Raw genomic sequence first — 17,584 nt, 5'->3', positions numbered from 1 at the left:
ATGGCCAACGAGATCCTCTTCGCCTTCTTCAATGCCGCCGCCTTCGGCATGGCGATCTTCCTGGTGGCGGCCGGGCTGACGCTCATCTTCGGGCTGCTGCGGCTGCTCAACATGGCGCAGGGCGGCTTCTTCATGATCGGCGCCTACACGGCCTATTCGGTCATGGGCCGCGACGTCCAGTCGCTGGGCATGTTCCTGCTGGCCGCCCTGGCGGGCGGCGTGGTGGTGGCGGTGCTGGGGCTGGTCACCGACCGGCTGGTGCTGCGGCGGCTGCGCCATGTCGATCCGCACTACGTGCTGATCGCCACCTTCGCGCTCATGATGGTGTGCACCGGCGTGACCAAGCTGGTGTGGGGGGTGGACTTCTTCTCCGTCAACCCGCCGCCGGGGCTGGACCAGCCGCTCAATCCCTTCGGGCTGTTCTTCTCGGCCTACCAGATCTTCGTGATCGCGGCCGGCCTGGTGATCTACGTGCTGCTCGAGATCGCCATCCATCGCATGTGGTTCGGCAAGCTCATGCAGGCGCTGGCGGCCGATCCGTGGATGTCGGGCGTGCTGGGGCTGAACGTGTCCTTCGGGGTGGCGCTCAGCGTCATGGCCAGCTTCATGCTCGCCGGCCTGGCGGGCGGGTTGCTGCTGCCCAACCAGAGCCTGTCGACCGGCCTGGGCGACTCCTACCTCATGTATGCCTTCTTCGCCGTCATCATCGGCGGGCTGGGCAACATCCGCGGTGCCTTCATCGGCTCGCTGGTGCTGGGGCTGGTGCAGAGCCTGAACACGGTGCTGCTGCCGCAGGTGCCGGGCCTGGCGGTGTACGTGGTGCTGGCGGTCTTCCTGCTGTGCAAGCCCAGCGGCCTGTTCCCGGCGGTGGGCAGCCAGGACGCTGGCCACCACGAGGCCGGCGGCGGTGGCAGCCTGCACCGCCCGCAGGTGCCGCGCCCGGTCTGGCAGGCGCTGGGCACGGCGCTGGTGCTGCTGCTGGCGACGCTGCCCTGGTGGGTGGGCGCCGGCCCGCTCTATGTGGTGGGCACGGTGCTGATCCAGGTGGTGTTCGCGCTGTCGTGGAACATCCTCTTCGGCTACACCGGCCTGGTCTCCTTCGGCCATGCGGGCTTCTTCGCCATCGGCGCCTACCTCACGGCGCTCGCGCTGCGGCATGTGGCCGGGGTGCCCTTCCTGCTGGTGATGGGCGGCGCGGCGTTGCTGGGCGCGGCGGCGGCCTGGCTGGTCGGCGTGCTGGCGCTGCGGCGCATGAGCGGCGTGTTCCTGGCGGTCCTGACCGTGGCCCTGGCCGAGGCGCTTCGCCTGGTCATCGGCTTCAGTGCCTTCCTGGGGCGGGAGGACGGCATCACCGACATTCCCCGGCCGGTGCTCGACCTGCTGCTGCTGCGCGTGGACCTGGGCAGCTCCAACGCCTACTACCTGTTCCTGCTGGCGACCTGCGTGCTGATCACCGGGCTGCTGTGGTGGCTGCTGCACAGCCGCTTCGGCCGCACGCTGCAGACCATCCGGCAGGATCCGGAGCGCGCGGCGTTCATGGGCACGCCGGTGGCCAGCTACCGGCTGGCCGCCTTCGTCATCTCCGGCGCCGTGGCCGCGGTGGCCGGCTGCCTGTATGCGCCCTGGTCGCGCATCGTGACGGTGGAAGAGGTGCACTGGCTCGCCTCGGCCCAGCCGATGCTCAACACGCTGCTCGGCGGCGTCAGCTCCTTCTGGGGCCCGGTGGTGGGTGCTGGCCTCTTTGCCGCCATCGCCTATGCCACGCGCACCCTCGTCGGGCTGTCGGAGTTGATCGTGGGCTGCGGCCTGCTGGCGATCATCCTGCTGGCGCCGAACGGGGCCGTGGGCCTGTGGCGCAGCCTGGAGGCCCGGCTGTGGGGCGGGCGCGCCCGCACCCCCGCGCCGCCGGAGCCGCATTCGCAGGCGGCCGCTCGTGCCGCTGTCCATCCGCTGCGCGCAGGGGGCACGCCATGAGCACCGCATTGCTGGAGGTGAGCCAGGTGCGCAAGAACTACGGCCCCATCGAAGTGCTGCGCGGCGTCAGCCTGGCGGTGGAGCCGGGCCAGGTGTTCGCCATCATCGGACCCAACGGCGCGGGCAAGACCACCATGTTCCGCGTGATGACCGGCGAGGTCGCCAGCAACGGCGGCAGCATCCGCTTCAAGGGCGAGGACGTCACGCGGCTGCCGGCGCACGAGCGGGTGCGCCGCGGCTTCGGCCGCACCTTCCAGGTGGCGCGGGTGTTCGCGGACTTCAACGTGCTGGACAACGTGGTGGTGGCCATCGAGGCGCGCCGCCGCCATACCGGCGAGCCGCTCGGCTCGTGGCGGCGCTGCGCGCCGTCGCCCGAGGTGCAGGCCGAGGCGCGCGCACTGCTGGCCGACCTGCGGCTGGCCGGTCATGCGCAGCAGGGCGCGCGCTTCCTGTCGCATGGCGACAAGAAGCGGCTGGAGTTCGCCATCGCGCTGGCGGGGCGTCCCGCCATCCTCATGCTGGACGAGCCCACCGCCGGCATGTCGCCCAGCGACCGTGCCGACGTGGCCGCGCTCATCGCCCGCATGCAGCGCGAGCGCGGCATCACGGTGGTGATGACCGAGCACGACATGGACGTGGTCTTCGGCCTGGCCGACCGGATCATGGTGATGAACTACGGCGAGGTGGTGTCCACCGGCAGCGTCGAGGCGGTGCGCGCCGACCCGCGCGTGCGCGAGGTCTACCTCGGCAAGGAGATGGTCCATGCTTGATGTGCGTGAACTCGACGCCTTCTATGGCGACAGCCACATCCTTTTCGGCCTGCGGCTGTCGGTGGCGGCCGGCCAGCGCGTGGCGCTGCTGGGCCGCAACGGCGCCGGCAAGTCGACGCTGCTCAAGAGCGTCATGAACGCCGGCCCGCGCGTGCGCGGCACGGTGCGCTTCGACGGGCAGGACCTGGCCACCCTGCCCACGCACCGGCGCACCCGCCTGGGCCTGTCGCTGGTGCCCGAGGACCGCCGCATCTTCACCCACCTGACCGTGGCCGAGAACATCGCCATGGCCCGGTATGGCGCCGGACCGGGCCGTCCTGCGGTGCCCGTGGACGAGATCGTGCAGCGCTTTCCCATGCTGGCCAGCCTGCTGCAGCGCCATGGCGGGCAGCTCAGCGGCGGGCAGCAGCAGCTGCTGGCCGTGGCGCGGGCCATGGCGGCCCATCCGCGGCTGCTGCTGCTGGACGAACCCACCGAGGGCCTGGCGCCCATCATCGTGGAGGAGATGGCCCACGACCTGGTGCGCAGCTGCACCGACAACGGCGTGGCCCTGCTGCTGTGCGAGCAGAACATCTGGTTCGCCCGCCGCTGCACCGACCACGTCTACGTCATCGACACGGGCCGCCTCGTCTTCGAAGGCGACTGGGCCGCCTTCGACCGCCATCCCGAGATCCAGCAGCGCTACCTGGCGCTGTGACTGCCGAGCGATACCGACCATGGACCTGCAATACACCCCCGAACAACAACAGCTGCGCGAGAGCGTGGAGCGCTTCGTGCGCGAGGCCTACGACTTCAGCCACCGGCGGCGCGTGGCGGCCAGCGAGCTCGGCCATGACGCCGCCTGCTGGCGCCGCTATGCCGACTTCGGCTGGCTGGCGATTCCCTTCTCCGAGGCCGAGGGCGGCATCGGCGGCGATGCGGTGGACACCGGCATCGTCATGGAGGGCGTGGGCCGCGGCCTGCTGCTCGAGCCCTACCTGGCCAGCGTGGTGCTGGGCGGCGGCCTGCTCAGCCTGATCGGCAGCGAGGCGCAGAAGGCGGAGTGGCTGCAGCCCATGATGGCGGGCGAACTGCGCCTGGCCCTGGCCTATGCCGAGCCGGGCTCGCGCTACGACCCCTTCCACATCGCCGCGACGGCGCGCCAGGAGGGCGGCGTCTGGCGCCTGGATGGCACCAAGACGCTGGTCTACGGCGGCGACTGCGCCGATGCGATCGTGGTCATCGCCCGCAGCGCCGGTGCGCCGGGGGAACGCGCGGGGCTGCAGGCCTTCGTGGTGGATGCGGATGCGCCGGGCCTGTCGCGCACGGCCTATGCCATGCACGATGGGCAGCGCGCGGCCGATCTGCGCCTGGACGGCGTGACGGTGGACGCGTCGCGCCGGCTGGTGCCCGCCGACGGCACGGAGGTGGGCGATGCGCTGGAGCGGGTGGTCGACCACGGCATCGCGGCGCTCGCCGCCGAGGCCGTCGGTGCGATGGCGGTGCTGGTCGACACCACGCTGGACTACCTCAAGACCCGGCAGCAGTTCGGACGGCCCATCGGCACCAACCAGGCGCTGCAGCACCGCATGGTCGACATGACCATCGCCCTGGACGAGGCCCGCTCCATGGCGCTGTACGCGGCGCTGATGCTGCGCGAGACCGATGCCCCGGCCCGCCGCCGTGCGCTGTCGGCCGCCAAGATGGAGATCGACCGCACGGCCCGGCTGGTCGGGCAGGAGGCGGTGCAGATGCACGGGGCGATGGGGGTGACCGAGGAACTGGCCGTGGGCCACTACTTCAAGCGCCTGTCGATGATCCGCCTCGGCTTTGGCGATGCCGACTGGCATGCCGAGCGCTACATGGCGCAGTGAGGCGCGCACGATGGACCTCAGCCTCAGCGACCAGGACCGTGCCTTCGAAGCCGAGGTGCGCGCCTTCATCGCCGCCGAACTGCCGCCGGACATCCGCGAGAAGGTGCGTCTGGACCGCACCCTCGCACGCGACGACTTCATGCGCTGGCAGCAGATCCTGGCCCGGCGGGGCTGGTTTACCGGGGCGTGGCCGGGGGCCCAGGGCGGCCTGGACTGGACGGCCCTGCACACGCTGATCTTCAACCGCGTGGCCGGCGAGATGCATTGCCCCGAACTGCAGGTCTTCGGCCCGGCGATGGTCGGGCCGGTGATCTACACCTTCGGCACTGAGGCGCAGAAGGCGAAGCACCTGCCTGCCATCCGCGACTCGTCGGTGTGGTGGTGCCAGGGTTATTCGGAGCCGGGTGCCGGCTCGGACCTAGCCGCCCTCAAGACGCAGGCGGTCGACCGGGGCGACCACTTTCTCGTGAACGGCCAGAAGATCTGGACCTCGTACGCGCACTTCGCCGACTGGATGTTCTGCCTGGTGCGTACCAGCACCGAAGGGCCGAAGCAGGCGGGCATTTCCTTCCTGCTGATCGACATGAAGACGCCGGGCGTGCAGGTGCAGCCGATCCGCATGATGGACGGCCGGCACTACCTCAACGCGGTCTTCTTCGACGATGTGCGCGTGCCGCGCGAGAACCTCATCGGCGAGGTCGACCGCGGGTGGACCTACGCCAAGTTCCTGCTCGCCCACGAGCGGGTGGAGAACGCGAACCTGCGTTTCATCACCCAGGAGCTGGCGCGCCTGCGCGAGGTGGCCGCCGAGGTGGGCTGCGGCGGCCGGCGACTGATCGACGAGCCCGCCTTCGCGCGTGAACTTGCGCAGGTGGAGGCCCAGTTCAAGGCGCTGGAGATCGGGCTGCTGCGCCTGCTCTCCGATGCCCAGGCGGGCCAGGCGGCGGCGCCGGGCACCTCGTCCTTCATCAAGATCCGCGGCACCGAGATCGCCCAGCGCATCACCGAGCTGCGGGTGATGGCGAGCGGGCCGGACGCCCAGCGCTTCCAGCCCGACTGGCTGTTCGGCGACGGCGAAACGCCGCTGCTGGGGCCCGAGCATGCGCTGGGGCCGGTGGCAAGCTACCAGTTCTGCCGGGCCATGACCATCTACGGCGGCAGCACCGAAGTGCAGAAGAACATCATGGCCAAGCATGTGCTGGGCCTCTGAGATGAAACCACCCCGTTTGGACTTCCTCACTGCGTGTGGAAGCCCAATCCCCCTCCAGGGGCGCACCCGGCGGCCGGGCCAAGCCCGTTCCGCGGGTGCACTGGCATGGCCTGCTCCGCGGCCCTTCGATCAGAAAAGCGGCGCCGGCTTCATGCCTCGCGTGTGGCGCGACAGCGCTATGGAAAGCTGACACCATCATGAGCCCAACCCCCATCGACTATCCGCTCGGCGAGCAGCCGCTGCATGAATACCTGCGTGCCCACGCGCGCCACCAGCCCGACAAGGCGGCCATCGTCTGGTACGGGCGGGCGTTGAGCTATGCCGAGCTCGACCGCATGAGCGATGCCTTCGCGCAGACGCTGCACGACGTGGGTGTCGGGCCGGGCGACCGGGTGGCGCTCTTCCTGCAGAACTGTCCGCAGTACCTGATCGCCCATTTCGGCATCCAGAAGCTGGGCGCCATCGTCAGCCCCTGCAGCCCGATGTTCAAGGCGCACGAGTTCGCCTACCAGGTCGGCGACCTGGGCGCCAAGGCCATCGTGGCGGCCGACCATCTGCTGCCCATCGTGATGTCGGTGCGCGACCGGGTGGCGGTGCCGCATGTGTATGCAGTGCGTTATGCGGACCTGTTGCCGCCGGATCCGCCGGTGCAGGTGCCACCGGAGTTGCTCGCCCGCATGCCGCTGCCCGACGGCGTGGTCGACTTCGGCGAGGCCGTGGCCGACGCCCATCCACAGCCGCCGCGGCCCGTGCTCGCGATGGACGACGTGGCATTGATGACCTACACCTCGGGCACCACCGGCATGCCCAAGGGCGCGATGCTGAGCTACCGCAATGCGCTCTACAAGACGGCCGTGGGCGCGCAGATGTTCGGCATCCGCGCGGAGGACACCATGCTGGCGGTCGCGCCGGTCTACCACATCGCCGGCATGATCTGCGGCGTGACGCTGCTGGCCTACACCGGCGCCACCATCGTGCTGCTCAACCGTATGGATCCGGTTGCGGTGCTGCAGAGCATCCAGCGCTTCCGCGTCACTTGGTGGTACGCCATGGCACCCATGCTCGAGGCCACGATGAAGGCGCCCGGCGCGGCCGAGTTCGACCTGTCGAGCCTGAAGACCACCATGGCCACCAGCTTCGGCATCAAGCTGACCCAGGAGCTGGCCGAACGCTGGAGCGCCTTCGCCAACGACTGCCTGGTGTACGAGGCGGGCTATGGCCTGTCGGAGACCCACACCAACGACGTGCTGATGCCCCGCGATGCGGTGCGCTGGGGCACCAACGGCGTGCCGGGCCCGGGCGTGGAGCTGCGCATCCTGGACGAGGCGGGCCAGCCGGTGCCGGTGGGCGAGAGCGGGCAGATCGTGGTGCGCAGCCAGGGCGTGTTCCATGGCTACTGGAACCGGCCCGAAGCCACGGCCGAGGTGCTCCAGGACGGCTGGGTGCACACCGGCGACATCGGCAGGCTGGACGCGCAGGGTTATCTCAGCTTCATCGGCCGTGTCAAGGAGATGATCAAGGTGTCGGGCTACAGCGTCTTCCCGGAAGAGGTGGAGTCGATCCTGATCCTGCATCCCCAGGTCGCGCAGGTGGCTGTCATCGGCGTGCCCGACGCCGACAAGGGCGAGGTGGTCAAGGCCTTCGTGGTGCCGTCGGCTGCTGCCGGCGACCCCTTCGACCGGGACGCGCTGCTGGCCTGGGCGCGCGAGAACATGTCCCACTACAAGGTGCCGCGCCAGCTGGAGCTGCTGGATGCGCTGCCCGCCACGGGCACGGGCAAGCTGCTGCGGCGCCTGCTGCGGGGCTGAGGCTGCCGGCAGAAGGTGCGCTGGTCAGCGCCCCCAAGCGATGCACCAGCGGATGCCTGTCGCTACGCCGGTCTGCCGAAGTCTGCTGCCATCGAATGGGCCGCGCGGACTTGCCGCTGCAACGCATTTGCAGCACAATTTTCGGATGAAGTCAGCCATCCTTCCGCAGGTGCGCGTCGATCCCGAACTTCGCGCCGACCTGGAATCCATGCTTCGCGAGGGCGAGTCCCTGTCCGGCTTCATCGAAGACAGCGTCCGCAGTGCCGTGGCATACCGGCGCGCCCAGGCGGAGTTCTACGCGCGGGGGGAGGCAGCCTGGCAGGCGTATTCGCGCACGGGTGTGGCGCATCCTGCCGATGAGGTCATCGGCGAGATGCGTCAGCGTCTGGAAAGCAAGCGCAAGGAGTTGGGGGCTGGCCGAGCCAAAGCGCGATGACCTTTGCCGTGGTGTTTGCGCCGCAGGCCCGCGCGGACTTGCTGAGACTCTTCGAATACCTGATCGATCGGGCTGAGACGGCGGCGGACCTCGATCTGGCAGAGCGCGCCATCGCGGCGGTCGAATCGGCTGCGCAACTGCACCTGTCCCGGACGCCCTTCATCTACCGCAAGGCGGCCCAAGGCGGGGGGCTGCGTCGCGAGCTGATCGTTCCCTTTGGGGCCAGTGGCTATGTGCTTCTCTACGAAATCGCTGATGCCACCACGGTCGTGATCCTGGCCGTGCGGCATCAGCTGGAGCAGGACTACCACTAGCCTCGGTGGTCCGGCGCCTTTCACGCCCGAACCCTCACCGCCCCCAGCGCAGCACCAGCGGATCGAGCCGTCGCGCGATGTCGATCAGCTCGCGGCGCGTGGCCGGGTGCATGGGCGGCAGGGGGTGTCGGGGCGCCTCGCAGGTGATCACGCCGCCTTCCTTCATCAGTGCCTTGGCGGCCAGCATGCCGGCCTGGCGGTTCTCGTGGTTGATCAGGGGCAGCCAGCGCTGATAGAGCGCGAAGGCGCCGTCCATGTCCCCGCGGCGATGCGCCTCCAGGATGGGGCGGATGCCGTCCGGGAAGCCGCCGCCGGTCATGGCGCCGGTGGCGCCGGCATGCAGGTCGGCCAGCAGCGTGATGGCCTCTTCGCCGTCCCAGGGGCCTTCGATGGCATCGCCACCCAGCTGGATCAGCTCGCGCAGCTTGTTGGCGGCGCCGGCGGTCTCCATTTTGAAGTACGACACATGGTCGATCTCGCGCGCCATGCGGGCCAGGAAGGTCGGGCTCAGCACCGTGCCGCTGGCCGGCGCGTCCTGGACCATGATGGGGATGTCGATGGCGTCCGACACCTGCTGGTAGAAGGCCTGGATCTGCGCCTCGGGCACGCGGAAGGTGGCGCCGTGGTAGGGCGGCATCACCATCACCATGGCGGCGCCCATGTCCTGCGCGCGACGGCTGCGCTCGGCGCAGATGCGCGTGGCGTAGTGCGAGGTGGTGACGATCACCGGCACGCGGCCGGCCACATGCTCCAGGGCCGTGCGGGTGAGCACCTCGCGCTCCTGGTCCGACAGCGAGAACTGCTCCGAGAAGTTGGCGAGGATGGCCAGACCATCCACGCCGGCGTCGATCATGAAGTCGAGCGCGCGCTTCTGGCTGGGCAGGTCGAGCTCGCCGCTCTCGGTGAAGGTGGTGGGCACCACCGGGAAGATGCCGCGGTACGGGGTGGCGGGATGGGCCATGGGGCGGTCTGTGCGTCTTGGCGTGTGGAAAAAGGACAGGGCGGGCTCAGTGCGAATGGCGCGGCACGGCCGCACCGCGGCAGCCCACCAGGAAGTCCAGATCGCAGCCCTCGTCGGCCTGCAGCACATGCTCCACATAGAGCTTGCGGTAGCCGCCGCCGGGGGGCGTCAGGCTTTTCTGCACGTCGGCCATGCGGCTCGCGTATTCCTCGTCGGAGATGTCCAGGTGCAGCCGGCCGGCGTCGCTGTCCAGCTCGATCCAGTCGCCATCGCGCACCATGGCCAGGGGCCCACCGGCCGCGGCCTCGGGGGCCACGTGCAGCACCACGGTGCCGTAGGCAGTGCCGCTCATGCGGGCATCCGAGATGCGCACCATGTCCTTGATGCCCTGGCGCAGCAGCTTCGGGGGCAGGCCCATGTTGCCCACCTCGGCCATGCCGGGATAGCCGCGCGGGCCGCAGTTCTTGAGCACCAGCACGGAGTCGGCGTCGACGTCGAGGTCTTCGTCGACGATGCGCTCCTTGTAGTGCTCCAGGTTCTCGAACACCACGGCGCGGCCACGGTGCTTGAGCAGGGCCGGCGTGGCGGCCGAGGGCTTGAGCACCGCGCCGCGGGGTGACAGGTTGCCGCGCAGGATGCGGATGCTGCCGTCGCCGATCAGCGGCTTGTCCAGCGGGCGGATGACTTCGGGGTCGTGGATGGCCGCCTCGCGCACGTTGTCCCACAGGCTGTGGCCGTTCACCGTCAGGGCCTCGGGATGCGGCAGCAGTCCGGCCTCGCCCATGCGGCGCAGCACGCCGGGCAGCCCACCCGCGTAATAGAACTCCTCCATCAGGAAGCGGCCCGAGGGCATCAGGTCCACCAGCGTGGGCATGCCCTGGCCGACCCGCGTCCAGTCCTCCAGCTCCAGGTCCACGCCGATGCGCCCGGCGATGGCCTTGAGGTGGATCACCGCGTTGGTCGAGCCGCCGATGGCCGCGTTGGTGCGGATGGCGTTCTCGAAGGCCTGGCGGGTGAGGATCTTCGACAGCGTGAGGTCGTCCTTGGCCATCTGCACGATGCGCTGGCCCGACAGGTGCGCCAGCACGTAGCGCCGCGCGTCCACCGCCGGAATGGCCGCGTTGTGCGGCAGCGTGACGCCCAGCGACTCGGCCATGCAGGCCATGGTAGAGGCGGTGCCCATGGTGTTGCAGGTGCCCGCCGAGCGCGACATGCCGGCTTCGGCCGAGAGGAACTTGTGCAGGTCGATCTCGCCCGCCTTGAGCGATTCGTGCAGCTGCCACACCGAGGTGCCCGAGCCGATGTTCTTGCCGTCGAGCTTGCCGTTGAGCATGGGTCCGCCCGAGACCACGATGGCCGGCACGTCGCAGCTGGCCGCGCCCATCAGCAGCGCGGGCGTGGTCTTGTCGCAGCCGGCCAGCAGCACCACCGCATCGATGGGGTTGCCGCGGATGGCCTCTTCCACGTCCATGGCCGCCAGGTTGCGCGTGAGCATGGCGGTGGGCCGCAGGTTGGACTCGCCGTTGGAGAACACCGGGAACTCCACCGGAAAGCCGCCCGCCTCGTACACGCCGCGCCGCACATGCTCGGCGATCTTGCGGAAGTGCGCGTTGCAGGGCGTCAGCTCCGACCAGGTGTTGCAGATGCCGATCACCGGCCGGCCGTCGAACTCGTGGTCGGGGAAGCCCTGGTTCTTCATCCAGCTGCGGTACATGAAGCCGTTCTTGTCGTTGTGGCCGAACCACTCGGTGGAGCGCAGCTTTTTCTTGGGGGTTGTGTCGGACATGGTGGCTTTCAGGAGGTCGGAGGCAACGGTCTTTGAGGGGGCGGAAGGCAGGGTCAGCGGCGCGCCGTGCGCAGCGACACCACGCGCTGGAGCAGGCAGAAGGCGAAGAGCAGCAGGCCGACGACGATGCGCGTCCACCATGAACTCAGGGTGCCGTCGAAGGCGATGAGGGTCTGGATCACGCCCAGCATCAGCACGCCGAACAGCGTGCCGGCGACATAGCCCACGCCGCCGCTGAGCAGCGTGCCGCCGATCACCACGGCGGCGATGGCGTCCAGCTCCAGCCCCACGGCATGCAGGCCGTAGCCCGAGAGCATGTAGAAGGTGAAGAGCACGCCGGCCAGCGCCGAGCACAGGCCCGACAGGGCATACACGCCCACCAGCGTTCGGCGCACCGGCAGCCCCATGAGGTGGGCCGAATGCTCGTTGCCGCCGATGGCGTACACCGTGCGGCCGAAGGGCGTGCAGTGAGCCACGTACATGGCGAGCAGCAGCACCGCCACGCCGATCACGGCGCCCAGCGACAGCGAGGTCTCGGCGAAGAAGGGCACACGCAGCTGCGCCAGCTCGGTATAGGCCTCGCTGGTGATGCTGATCGAGTCGATGCTGATCAGGTAGCACAGCCCGCGCGCCAGGAACATGCCGGCCAGCGTGACGATGAAGGGCTGCAGCCGGAATCGCTCGATCAACAGGCCCATGAAGCCGCCGAAGGCGGTGCCCATCACCAGCACCACGGCGATGGCGGGGGCGGGGCTCCAGCCGTGCTGCTCCACCAGCGTGGCCAGCACCATGGTCGAGAAGGCGATGACCGAGCCCACCGACAGGTCGATGCCGCCGGTGAGGATGACGAAGGTCATGCCCACCGCCACCACCAGCAGGAAGCTGTTGTCGATCAGCAGGTTCAAAAAGACCTGCAGCGAGAAGAAGCCGTCGTAGCGCAGCGAGCCGGCCAGCACCACGGCCGCGAAGAGCGAGATGGTGGCGGTCAGGGGCAGGTACTTGGGGTCGAGCCGGCGGCGTGGTCGTGCCGGCGCCGTGGGGCTTGCCTTGTCGGCGGCGCGGGCGTTGGGCAACACGGCGCTCATCGCAGCTGCTCCCGCGGCGCCGGCCGCACCGCCAGGGTGCGCAACATGGCGCGGAATTCAGCGGACTGCAGCAGCATCACGACGAACACCACGGCCGCCTTGACCACCAGGTTGACCTCGGGCGGCACGCCCAGCGAGTAGATGGCATAGGTCAGCGTCTGGATGATGAGCGCGCCGATGGCGCTGCCCACCAGGCTGAAGCGCCCGCCGGTGAGCAGCGTGCCGCCCAGCGTGACGGCCAGGATGGCGTCCAGCTCCATCAGCTGGCCGGCGTTGTTGCCGTCCGCGCTCTTGACGTTGGAGCTGATCAGCAGCCCCGCGATGCCGGCGCACAGCCCGCACACCGCATAGCAGCCGATGATCAGCCGGCGTGCCTTCACGCCCGCCACCCGCGCCGCCGTCGGGTTGATGCCCACGGCCTGGATGAACAGGCCCAGGGCCGTGCGGGTGCAGGCCAGGCCCAGCAGCGTCAGCACCGCGGCCGCCACGTACACCGAGAAGGGCAGGCCGAAGAGGTAGCCGCCGCCGATGAAGAAGAAGGGCTTGTAGTAGATGGTCAGGATCTGCCCGTCGGTGATCAGCTGCGCCAGGCCGCGGCCGGCCACCATCAGGATCAGCGTCGCGATGATGGGCTGCATGCCGATGGCACCTACCAGCAGGCCGTTCCACAGCCCACAGAGCAAGGCGACGCCCAGGGCGCCGGCCACGGCGAGCGTCAGGCCGAAGCGGGCGCTCTGGCCGTCGACCGCACCGCCGATGAGCCAGGCGGCCACGGCCGCGCAGATGGCGACCACCGCGCCGACCGAGATGTCGATGCCGCGCGTGGCGATCACCAGCGTCATGCCCAGCGACACCACCACCAGCGGCGCCGCGCGGTTGAGGATGTCGACCAGGCTGCCGTAGAGGTGGCCGTCACGCCACTCCAGATGCAGGAAGCCCGGGTTGAAGACGGCGTTCACCGCCAGCAGCAACGCCAGCGTGAGCAGCGGCCAGGCGAGCCTGTGCTGCATCAGTCGCGAAGGGAGGGAAGTGGGCATGTCAGTGCGTCTGTTCTGCAGCGATCAGCTCGTACACGTCGTCCTCGCTGCTGCCGGCGGGCAGTTCGCCCACCTTCGTGCGGTCGCGCAGCACGACGATGCGGTGGGCCACGCGCACCACCTCGCTGATCTCGGAAGAGATGAACAGCACCGCCATGCCCGCCTTCGCGAGCTGGAGGATCTGCTCCATGATTTCCTGCTTGGCCGCCACGTCGATTCCGCGCGTGGGCTCGTCGAGGATCAAGAGGCGCGGCGCGGTGGCCAGCCAGCGGGCGATGACCGCCTTCTGCTGGTTGCCGCCGGAAAGCAGTCCGATGGGCGTGTCGATGCTGGCGGTCTTGATGCCGAGCGCCGCCACGTAGTGCTCGGCCATGCGCACCTGCTCGGCATGAGGAATGAAGTGCAGCGCGCCGCGCCGGGCCTGCAGGGCCAGCGCGATGTTCTCGCGCACCGACAGCTCGGCGACGATGCCGTCGGTCTTGCGCTCCTCGGGGCACAGCGCCAGCCCGGCGGCGATGGCCTCGGTGGGGCTGCCGAAGCGCTGCGCCTGACCATCGATCCACAGCGTGCCGCTGTCCGCCGGCTCCAGGCCGAAGAGCAGGCGGGCCAGCTCCGTTCGGCCCGCGCCCAGCAGGCCGGCCAGGCCGACCACCTCGCCCGCGCGCACCTGCAGGTCGATGGGATGCAGCTGGGTCTTCTGGCCCAGGCCCTCGGCCTTGAGCAGCGGCGTCTCGCCGACGGCGGCCGGCGGCAGGGCGGCAGACTGGCCCTGCGCGGCGGCCAGCTCGCGGCCCACCATGGCCGAGATCAGCGCCGGTGCCGGCAACTCGGCCGTCGGCCATTCGCCCACGAAGCGGCCGTTGCGCAGCACGGTGATGCGATCCGAGACGGCGTACACCTGGTTCATGAAGTGGGTGACGAAGACGATGGCAAGGCCTTCGTCCCTCAGCCGACGCATCACCTCGAAGAGCTTGCGCACCTCGTCGTCGTCCAGGCTGGAGGTGGGCTCGTCCAGGATCAGCACCCGCGCATCCACGCCCAGCGCGCGGGCGATGGAGACCAGCTGCTGCACCGCCACCGGATAGCTGGCCAGCAGCCGCGTGACGTCGATGTCCAGGCCCACGCGCGCCAGCAGCGTGCGCGCGCCCTCGTTGACCGCGGCCCAGTCGATGCGCCGGCCCTGCAGCAGGCCGCGGCGCGGGTAGCGGCCGGCGAACACGTTCTCGGCGACGGAGAGGTTCGGGCAGAGGTTCACTTCCTGGTAGACGGTGCTGATGCCCAGTGCCTGCGCCTGCGCGGGCGAGGTCGGCACGATGGGCGCACCCGCCAGCACCATGCGTCCTTCGTTGGCCGGGAAGACGCCCGTGAGCACCTTGATCAGCGTGGACTTGCCCGCGCCATTCTGGCCCATCAGCGCATGGATCTCGCCGGGGTACAGGCGCAGTTGCACGTCCTGCAGCACGGGCACGCTGCCGAAGCGCTTGCCGATGCCGGTGAGTTCGAGCACCGGGGCCGTGGAGGCAGAGGGGACAGCAGCCATGGCTTCAGCGGTTCTTGTGCCAGACGTCGATGAACACCGCGGCCAGCAGCACCAGCCCCTTGATCACCTGCTGGTAGTCGATGCCGATGCCCATGATCGACATGCCGTTGTTCATCACGCCCATGACGAAGGCGCCGATCACCGCGCCCGTGACCTTGCCCACGCCGCCCGAAGCCGAGGCGCCGCCGATGAAGCAGGCCGCGATCACGTCCAGCTCGAAGCCCAACCCCGCCTTGGGCGTGGCCGTGTTGAGCCTCGCCGCGAACACCAGCCCGGCCAGCGCCGCCAGCACACCCATGTTGACGAAGGCATAGAAGCTCAGCCGCCGGGTGTCGATGCCCGACAGCCGCGCCGCCTTCTCGTTGCCGCCCAGCGCATAGACGCGCCGGCCCAGCACCGTGCGGCGGGTGACGAAGTCGAACAGCACGATCAGCACCGCCATTACCACCAGCACGTTGGGCAGGCCGCGGTAGGAGGCCATCATCCAGGCGAAGCCGATCAGCAGGCCCGCGAAGATCAGCGTCTTGGCGGCGAAGAAGCCGGCCGGCTCGCCGCCGATGCCGTGCGCCTGCTGGCGCTGCCGCGCCCGCCAGCCGGCGATGGCGAAGGACGCCGCCATGGCCACGCCCAGCAGCAGCGAGGTCAGCCGCAGCCCCTGGTTGCCGAAGGCGTCGGGGATGAAGCCGGAGCTCAGCCGCTGAAACGTGTCGGGAAAGGGCCCCACCGACTGGCCCTGCAGCAGCGCCAGCGCCAGGCCCTTGAACACCAGCATGCCGGCCAGCGTGACGATGAAGGAGGGAATGCGCGCATAGGCCACGAACCAGCCCTGCGCGGCGCCGATCAGCGCGCCGCCCACCAGGCAGGCCAGCGCCGCGGGGATCACCGGCCAGTCGTGGTTGACCATCAGCACCGCCGCCAGCGCGCCGATGAAGCCGCTGACCGAGCCGACCGACAGGTCGATGTGCCCGGCCACGATCACCAGCAGCATGCCCAGCGCCATGATGACGATGTAGCTGTTCTGCAGCACCAGGTTGGTGAGGTTGAGCGGCTGCATCAGCGTGCCGTCGGTCAGCACCTGGAACAGCACCATGATCGCGACCAGGCACACCAGCATGCCGTACTCGCGGAAGTTGTGGCGCAGGAAGGCGGCGGTGGAAGGTGCCGGCGCGGCCGCGGATGCGGCGGCGCGGGGCAGGGATGCGGCGTTGTCGGTCATGCAAGGGCTTCCGTCTTGACCGCCGGCCCGCGCGCGGTGCCATGGCCGCGCACGATGGCGCCCATGATCCGCTCCTGCGTGGCCTCGGCCGTGGGCATCTCGGCGACGAAGCGGCCTTCGTTCATCACGTAGATGCGGTCGGTGATGCCCAGCAGCTCGGGCATCTCGGAGGAAATGACGATCACGCAGCGGCCCTGGGCGGCCAGCTCGGCGATGAGCGTGTAGATCTCGTACTTGGCGCCGACGTCGATGCCGCGCGTGGGCTCGTCGAGGATCAGCACCCTGGGCTCGGTGAAGAGCCACTTGCCCAGCACCACCTTCTGCTGGTTGCCACCCGACAGGTTGAGCGTCTTCTGCAGCACGTCGGGCGTGCGGATGCGCAGGGCGCGGCGAAAGCGCTCGGCCACGGCCGTGTCCTGAAGCGGGTCGATCACGCCGGCACGGGAGACACCCTTCAGGTGGGCCAGCGAGGTGTTGAAGCGGATGCTCTCGTCCAGCACCAGGCCAGCGCCCTTGCGGTCCTCGGTCACGTAGGCCAGGCCCTGGGCGATGGCCTTGCCGACGGTGCTCACGTCCACCTCGCGGCCGTCGATGCGTGCGGTGCCTGCGACGCGCTGGCCCCAGCTGCGGCCGAACACGCTCATGGCGAACTCGGTGCGGCCGGCGCCCATCAGGCCGGCGATGCCCACCACCTCGCCGCGGCGTACGTGCAGGTTCAGGTCCTGCAGGAAAGGGCGATCGGGCCGCTGCGGATGGTGCGCATGCCAGTCCCGCACCTCGAAGCCCACGTCGCCGATGTTCGGTGTGCGCGGCGGGTAGCGGTCGGCCATGGCGCGGCCGACCATGGCGCGGATCACCTCGTTCTCGTCCACCGGTGCGGCGCTGCAGTCGAGGGTCTGCACGCTGCTGCCGTCGCGCAGCACCGTGACGGCGTCGGCCACGCGGGCGATCTCGTTGAGCTTGTGCGAGATCAGGATGCAGGTGATGCCCTGCACGCGCAGCTCCATCAGCAGGTCCAGCAGGGCGGCGCTGTCGTTCTCGTTGAGGCTGGCGGTGGGCTCGTCCAGGATCAGCAGGCGCACCTGCTTGGCCAACGCCTTGGCGATCTCCACCAGTTGCTGCTGGCCGATGCCCAGCTCGCCCACCGGCGTTTCGGGCGACATCTTCAGGCCCACCTTGGCCAGCAGCTCGCGGGTTCGCCGGTGCGCCTCGGTCCAATCGATGACGCCGCCGCGGGCCACCTCGTTACCCAGGAACAGGTTCTCCGCGATGGAGAGCATGGGTACCAGCGCCAGCTCCTGGTGGATGATGATGATGCCGGCGCGCTCGCTGTCGTGGATGCCGCCGAAGCGCTGCACCTGGCCGTCGTAGACGATGTCGCCCTCGTACTCGCCGTGCGGATAGACGCCGCTCAGCACCTTCATCAGCGTGGACTTGCCGGCGCCGTTCTCGCCCACCAGAGCATGGATCTGCCCGGCTTGCACACCCAGCTCCACCCGGTCCAGGGCCACGACCCCGGGAAAGGTCTTGCGGATGTGGCGCATCTCCAGAAGAAGACTCATGGCAGTGGGGCTCCCTCTCCCACAAGGGGAGA

At 69.5% G+C, this 17,584-nt stretch carries 15 protein-coding genes; 8 read left to right on the top strand and 7 right to left on the bottom strand.

All coding sequences use genetic code 11. From position 1 onward, the window contains the following. From KBC94_RS14435 to KBC94_RS14400, 8 genes are all read left to right on the top strand, one after another. A complete protein-coding gene (locus KBC94_RS14435; protein ID WP_294371238.1) occupies positions 1–1,974 on the top strand; it encodes an ABC transporter permease in 1,974 nt (657 codons plus the stop codon). Continuing rightward, complete coding sequence (locus KBC94_RS14430) at positions 1,971–2,744, top strand: ABC transporter ATP-binding protein (RefSeq protein ID WP_294371235.1); 774 nt, start codon at positions 1,971–1,973, stop codon at positions 2,742–2,744. The genes KBC94_RS14435 and KBC94_RS14430 overlap by 4 nt, the downstream gene beginning before the upstream one ends. Further along, the gene (locus KBC94_RS14425; protein ID WP_294371232.1) at positions 2,737–3,441 is read left to right on the top strand and encodes an ABC transporter ATP-binding protein; all 705 of its coding nucleotides are present in this window, start codon (positions 2,737–2,739) and stop codon (positions 3,439–3,441) included. The genes KBC94_RS14430 and KBC94_RS14425 overlap by 8 nt, the downstream gene beginning before the upstream one ends. Positions 3,442–3,460: 19 nt before the next feature. Further along, entirely contained in the window at positions 3,461–4,597 is a 1,137-nt protein-coding gene (locus KBC94_RS14420; RefSeq protein ID WP_294371229.1) for an acyl-CoA dehydrogenase, read from the top strand. 10 nt (positions 4,598–4,607) lie between these two features. Next, a complete protein-coding gene (locus KBC94_RS14415) occupies positions 4,608–5,807 on the top strand; it encodes an acyl-CoA dehydrogenase family protein (protein ID WP_294371226.1) in 1,200 nt (399 codons plus the stop codon). Positions 5,808–6,004: 197 nt separating this feature from the next. Continuing rightward, complete coding sequence (locus KBC94_RS14410; protein WP_294371225.1) at positions 6,005–7,615, top strand: AMP-binding protein; 1,611 nt, start codon at positions 6,005–6,007, stop codon at positions 7,613–7,615. A 145-nt stretch (positions 7,616–7,760) separates the two neighbouring features. Continuing rightward, positions 7,761–8,051 carry a YlcI/YnfO family protein gene (locus KBC94_RS14405; protein ID WP_017760970.1) on the top strand — a complete coding sequence of 97 codons (291 nt, stop codon included), beginning with the start codon at positions 7,761–7,763 and terminating at the stop codon, positions 8,049–8,051. Next, on the top strand, positions 8,048–8,365 hold the full coding sequence (locus tag KBC94_RS14400) for a type II toxin-antitoxin system RelE/ParE family toxin (protein WP_294371221.1): 318 nt from the start codon (positions 8,048–8,050) through the stop codon (positions 8,363–8,365). The genes KBC94_RS14405 and KBC94_RS14400 overlap by 4 nt, the downstream gene beginning before the upstream one ends. Before the next feature lie 34 nt (positions 8,366–8,399). Here KBC94_RS14400 and KBC94_RS14395 read toward each other — a convergent pair whose 3' ends face one another. From KBC94_RS14395 to mmsA, 7 genes are read right to left on the bottom strand one after another with little or no spacing between them, the layout of a single operon-like run. Beyond that, positions 8,400–9,326 carry a dihydrodipicolinate synthase family protein gene (locus KBC94_RS14395; RefSeq protein WP_294371218.1) on the bottom strand — a complete coding sequence of 309 codons (927 nt, stop codon included), beginning with the start codon at positions 9,324–9,326 and terminating at the stop codon, positions 8,400–8,402. 46 nt (positions 9,327–9,372) lie between these two features. Continuing rightward, on the bottom strand, positions 9,373–11,112 hold the full coding sequence (locus KBC94_RS14390; RefSeq protein WP_294371215.1) for an IlvD/Edd family dehydratase: 1,740 nt from the start codon (positions 11,110–11,112) through the stop codon (positions 9,373–9,375). A gap of 53 nt (positions 11,113–11,165) precedes the next feature. Then, positions 11,166–12,197, bottom strand: coding sequence for a galactofuranose ABC transporter, permease protein YjfF (gene yjfF, locus KBC94_RS14385; protein WP_294371210.1), 1,032 nt, complete (start codon positions 12,195–12,197; stop codon positions 11,166–11,168). Beyond that, a complete protein-coding gene (locus tag KBC94_RS14380) occupies positions 12,194–13,234 on the bottom strand; it encodes an ABC transporter permease (RefSeq protein ID WP_294371205.1) in 1,041 nt (346 codons plus the stop codon). The genes yjfF and KBC94_RS14380 overlap by 4 nt, the downstream gene beginning before the upstream one ends. 1 nt (position 13,235) lies before the next feature. After that, positions 13,236–14,774, bottom strand: coding sequence for a sugar ABC transporter ATP-binding protein (locus tag KBC94_RS14375; protein WP_294371202.1), 1,539 nt, complete (start codon positions 14,772–14,774; stop codon positions 13,236–13,238). Between the two features lie 4 nt (positions 14,775–14,778). Continuing rightward, positions 14,779–15,990: a multiple monosaccharide ABC transporter permease gene (gene mmsB / locus KBC94_RS14370; RefSeq protein WP_294371197.1), complete on the bottom strand. Its 1,212-nt coding sequence runs from the start codon at positions 15,988–15,990 to the stop codon at positions 14,779–14,781. After that, a complete protein-coding gene (gene mmsA / locus KBC94_RS14365) occupies positions 15,987–17,552 on the bottom strand; it encodes a multiple monosaccharide ABC transporter ATP-binding protein (protein WP_294371194.1) in 1,566 nt (521 codons plus the stop codon). The genes mmsB and mmsA overlap by 4 nt, the downstream gene beginning before the upstream one ends. Between the last annotated feature and the right edge of the window lie 32 nt (positions 17,553–17,584).

It is taken from the genome of Pseudacidovorax sp., from assembly GCF_017991995.1.
Lineage (GTDB): Bacteria > Pseudomonadota > Gammaproteobacteria > Burkholderiales > Burkholderiaceae_C > Xenophilus.
The sequence above is the reverse complement of the archived record's forward strand: the minus strand, read 5'-3'. Positions and strand labels throughout refer to the sequence as shown.

Bases quoted from the DNA above. Each gene is read 5' to 3' on its own strand.
- KBC94_RS14435 (WP_294371238.1), top strand. From the start codon at position 1: ATGGCCAACGAGATCCTCTTCGCCTTCTTCAATGCCGCCGCCTTCGGC.
- KBC94_RS14430 (WP_294371235.1), top strand. From the start codon at position 1,971: ATGAGCACCGCATTGCTGGAGGTGAGCCAGGTGCGCAAGAACTACGGC.
- KBC94_RS14425 (WP_294371232.1), top strand. From the start codon at position 2,737: ATGCTTGATGTGCGTGAACTCGACGCCTTCTATGGCGACAGCCACATC.
- KBC94_RS14420 (WP_294371229.1), top strand. From the start codon at position 3,461: ATGGACCTGCAATACACCCCCGAACAACAACAGCTGCGCGAGAGCGTG.
- KBC94_RS14415 (WP_294371226.1), top strand. From the start codon at position 4,608: ATGGACCTCAGCCTCAGCGACCAGGACCGTGCCTTCGAAGCCGAGGTG.
- KBC94_RS14410 (WP_294371225.1), top strand. From the start codon at position 6,005: ATGAGCCCAACCCCCATCGACTATCCGCTCGGCGAGCAGCCGCTGCAT.
- KBC94_RS14405 (WP_017760970.1), top strand. From the start codon at position 7,761: ATGAAGTCAGCCATCCTTCCGCAGGTGCGCGTCGATCCCGAACTTCGC.
- KBC94_RS14400 (WP_294371221.1), top strand. From the start codon at position 8,048: ATGACCTTTGCCGTGGTGTTTGCGCCGCAGGCCCGCGCGGACTTGCTG.
- KBC94_RS14395 (WP_294371218.1), bottom strand. From the start codon at position 9,326: ATGGCCCATCCCGCCACCCCGTACCGCGGCATCTTCCCGGTGGTGCCC.
- KBC94_RS14390 (WP_294371215.1), bottom strand. From the start codon at position 11,112: ATGTCCGACACAACCCCCAAGAAAAAGCTGCGCTCCACCGAGTGGTTC.
- yjfF (WP_294371210.1), bottom strand. From the start codon at position 12,197: ATGAGCGCCGTGTTGCCCAACGCCCGCGCCGCCGACAAGGCAAGCCCC.
- KBC94_RS14380 (WP_294371205.1), bottom strand. From the start codon at position 13,234: ATGCCCACTTCCCTCCCTTCGCGACTGATGCAGCACAGGCTCGCCTGG.
- KBC94_RS14375 (WP_294371202.1), bottom strand. From the start codon at position 14,774: ATGGCTGCTGTCCCCTCTGCCTCCACGGCCCCGGTGCTCGAACTCACC.
- mmsB (WP_294371197.1), bottom strand. From the start codon at position 15,990: ATGACCGACAACGCCGCATCCCTGCCCCGCGCCGCCGCATCCGCGGCC.
- mmsA (WP_294371194.1), bottom strand. From the start codon at position 17,552: ATGAGTCTTCTTCTGGAGATGCGCCACATCCGCAAGACCTTTCCCGGG.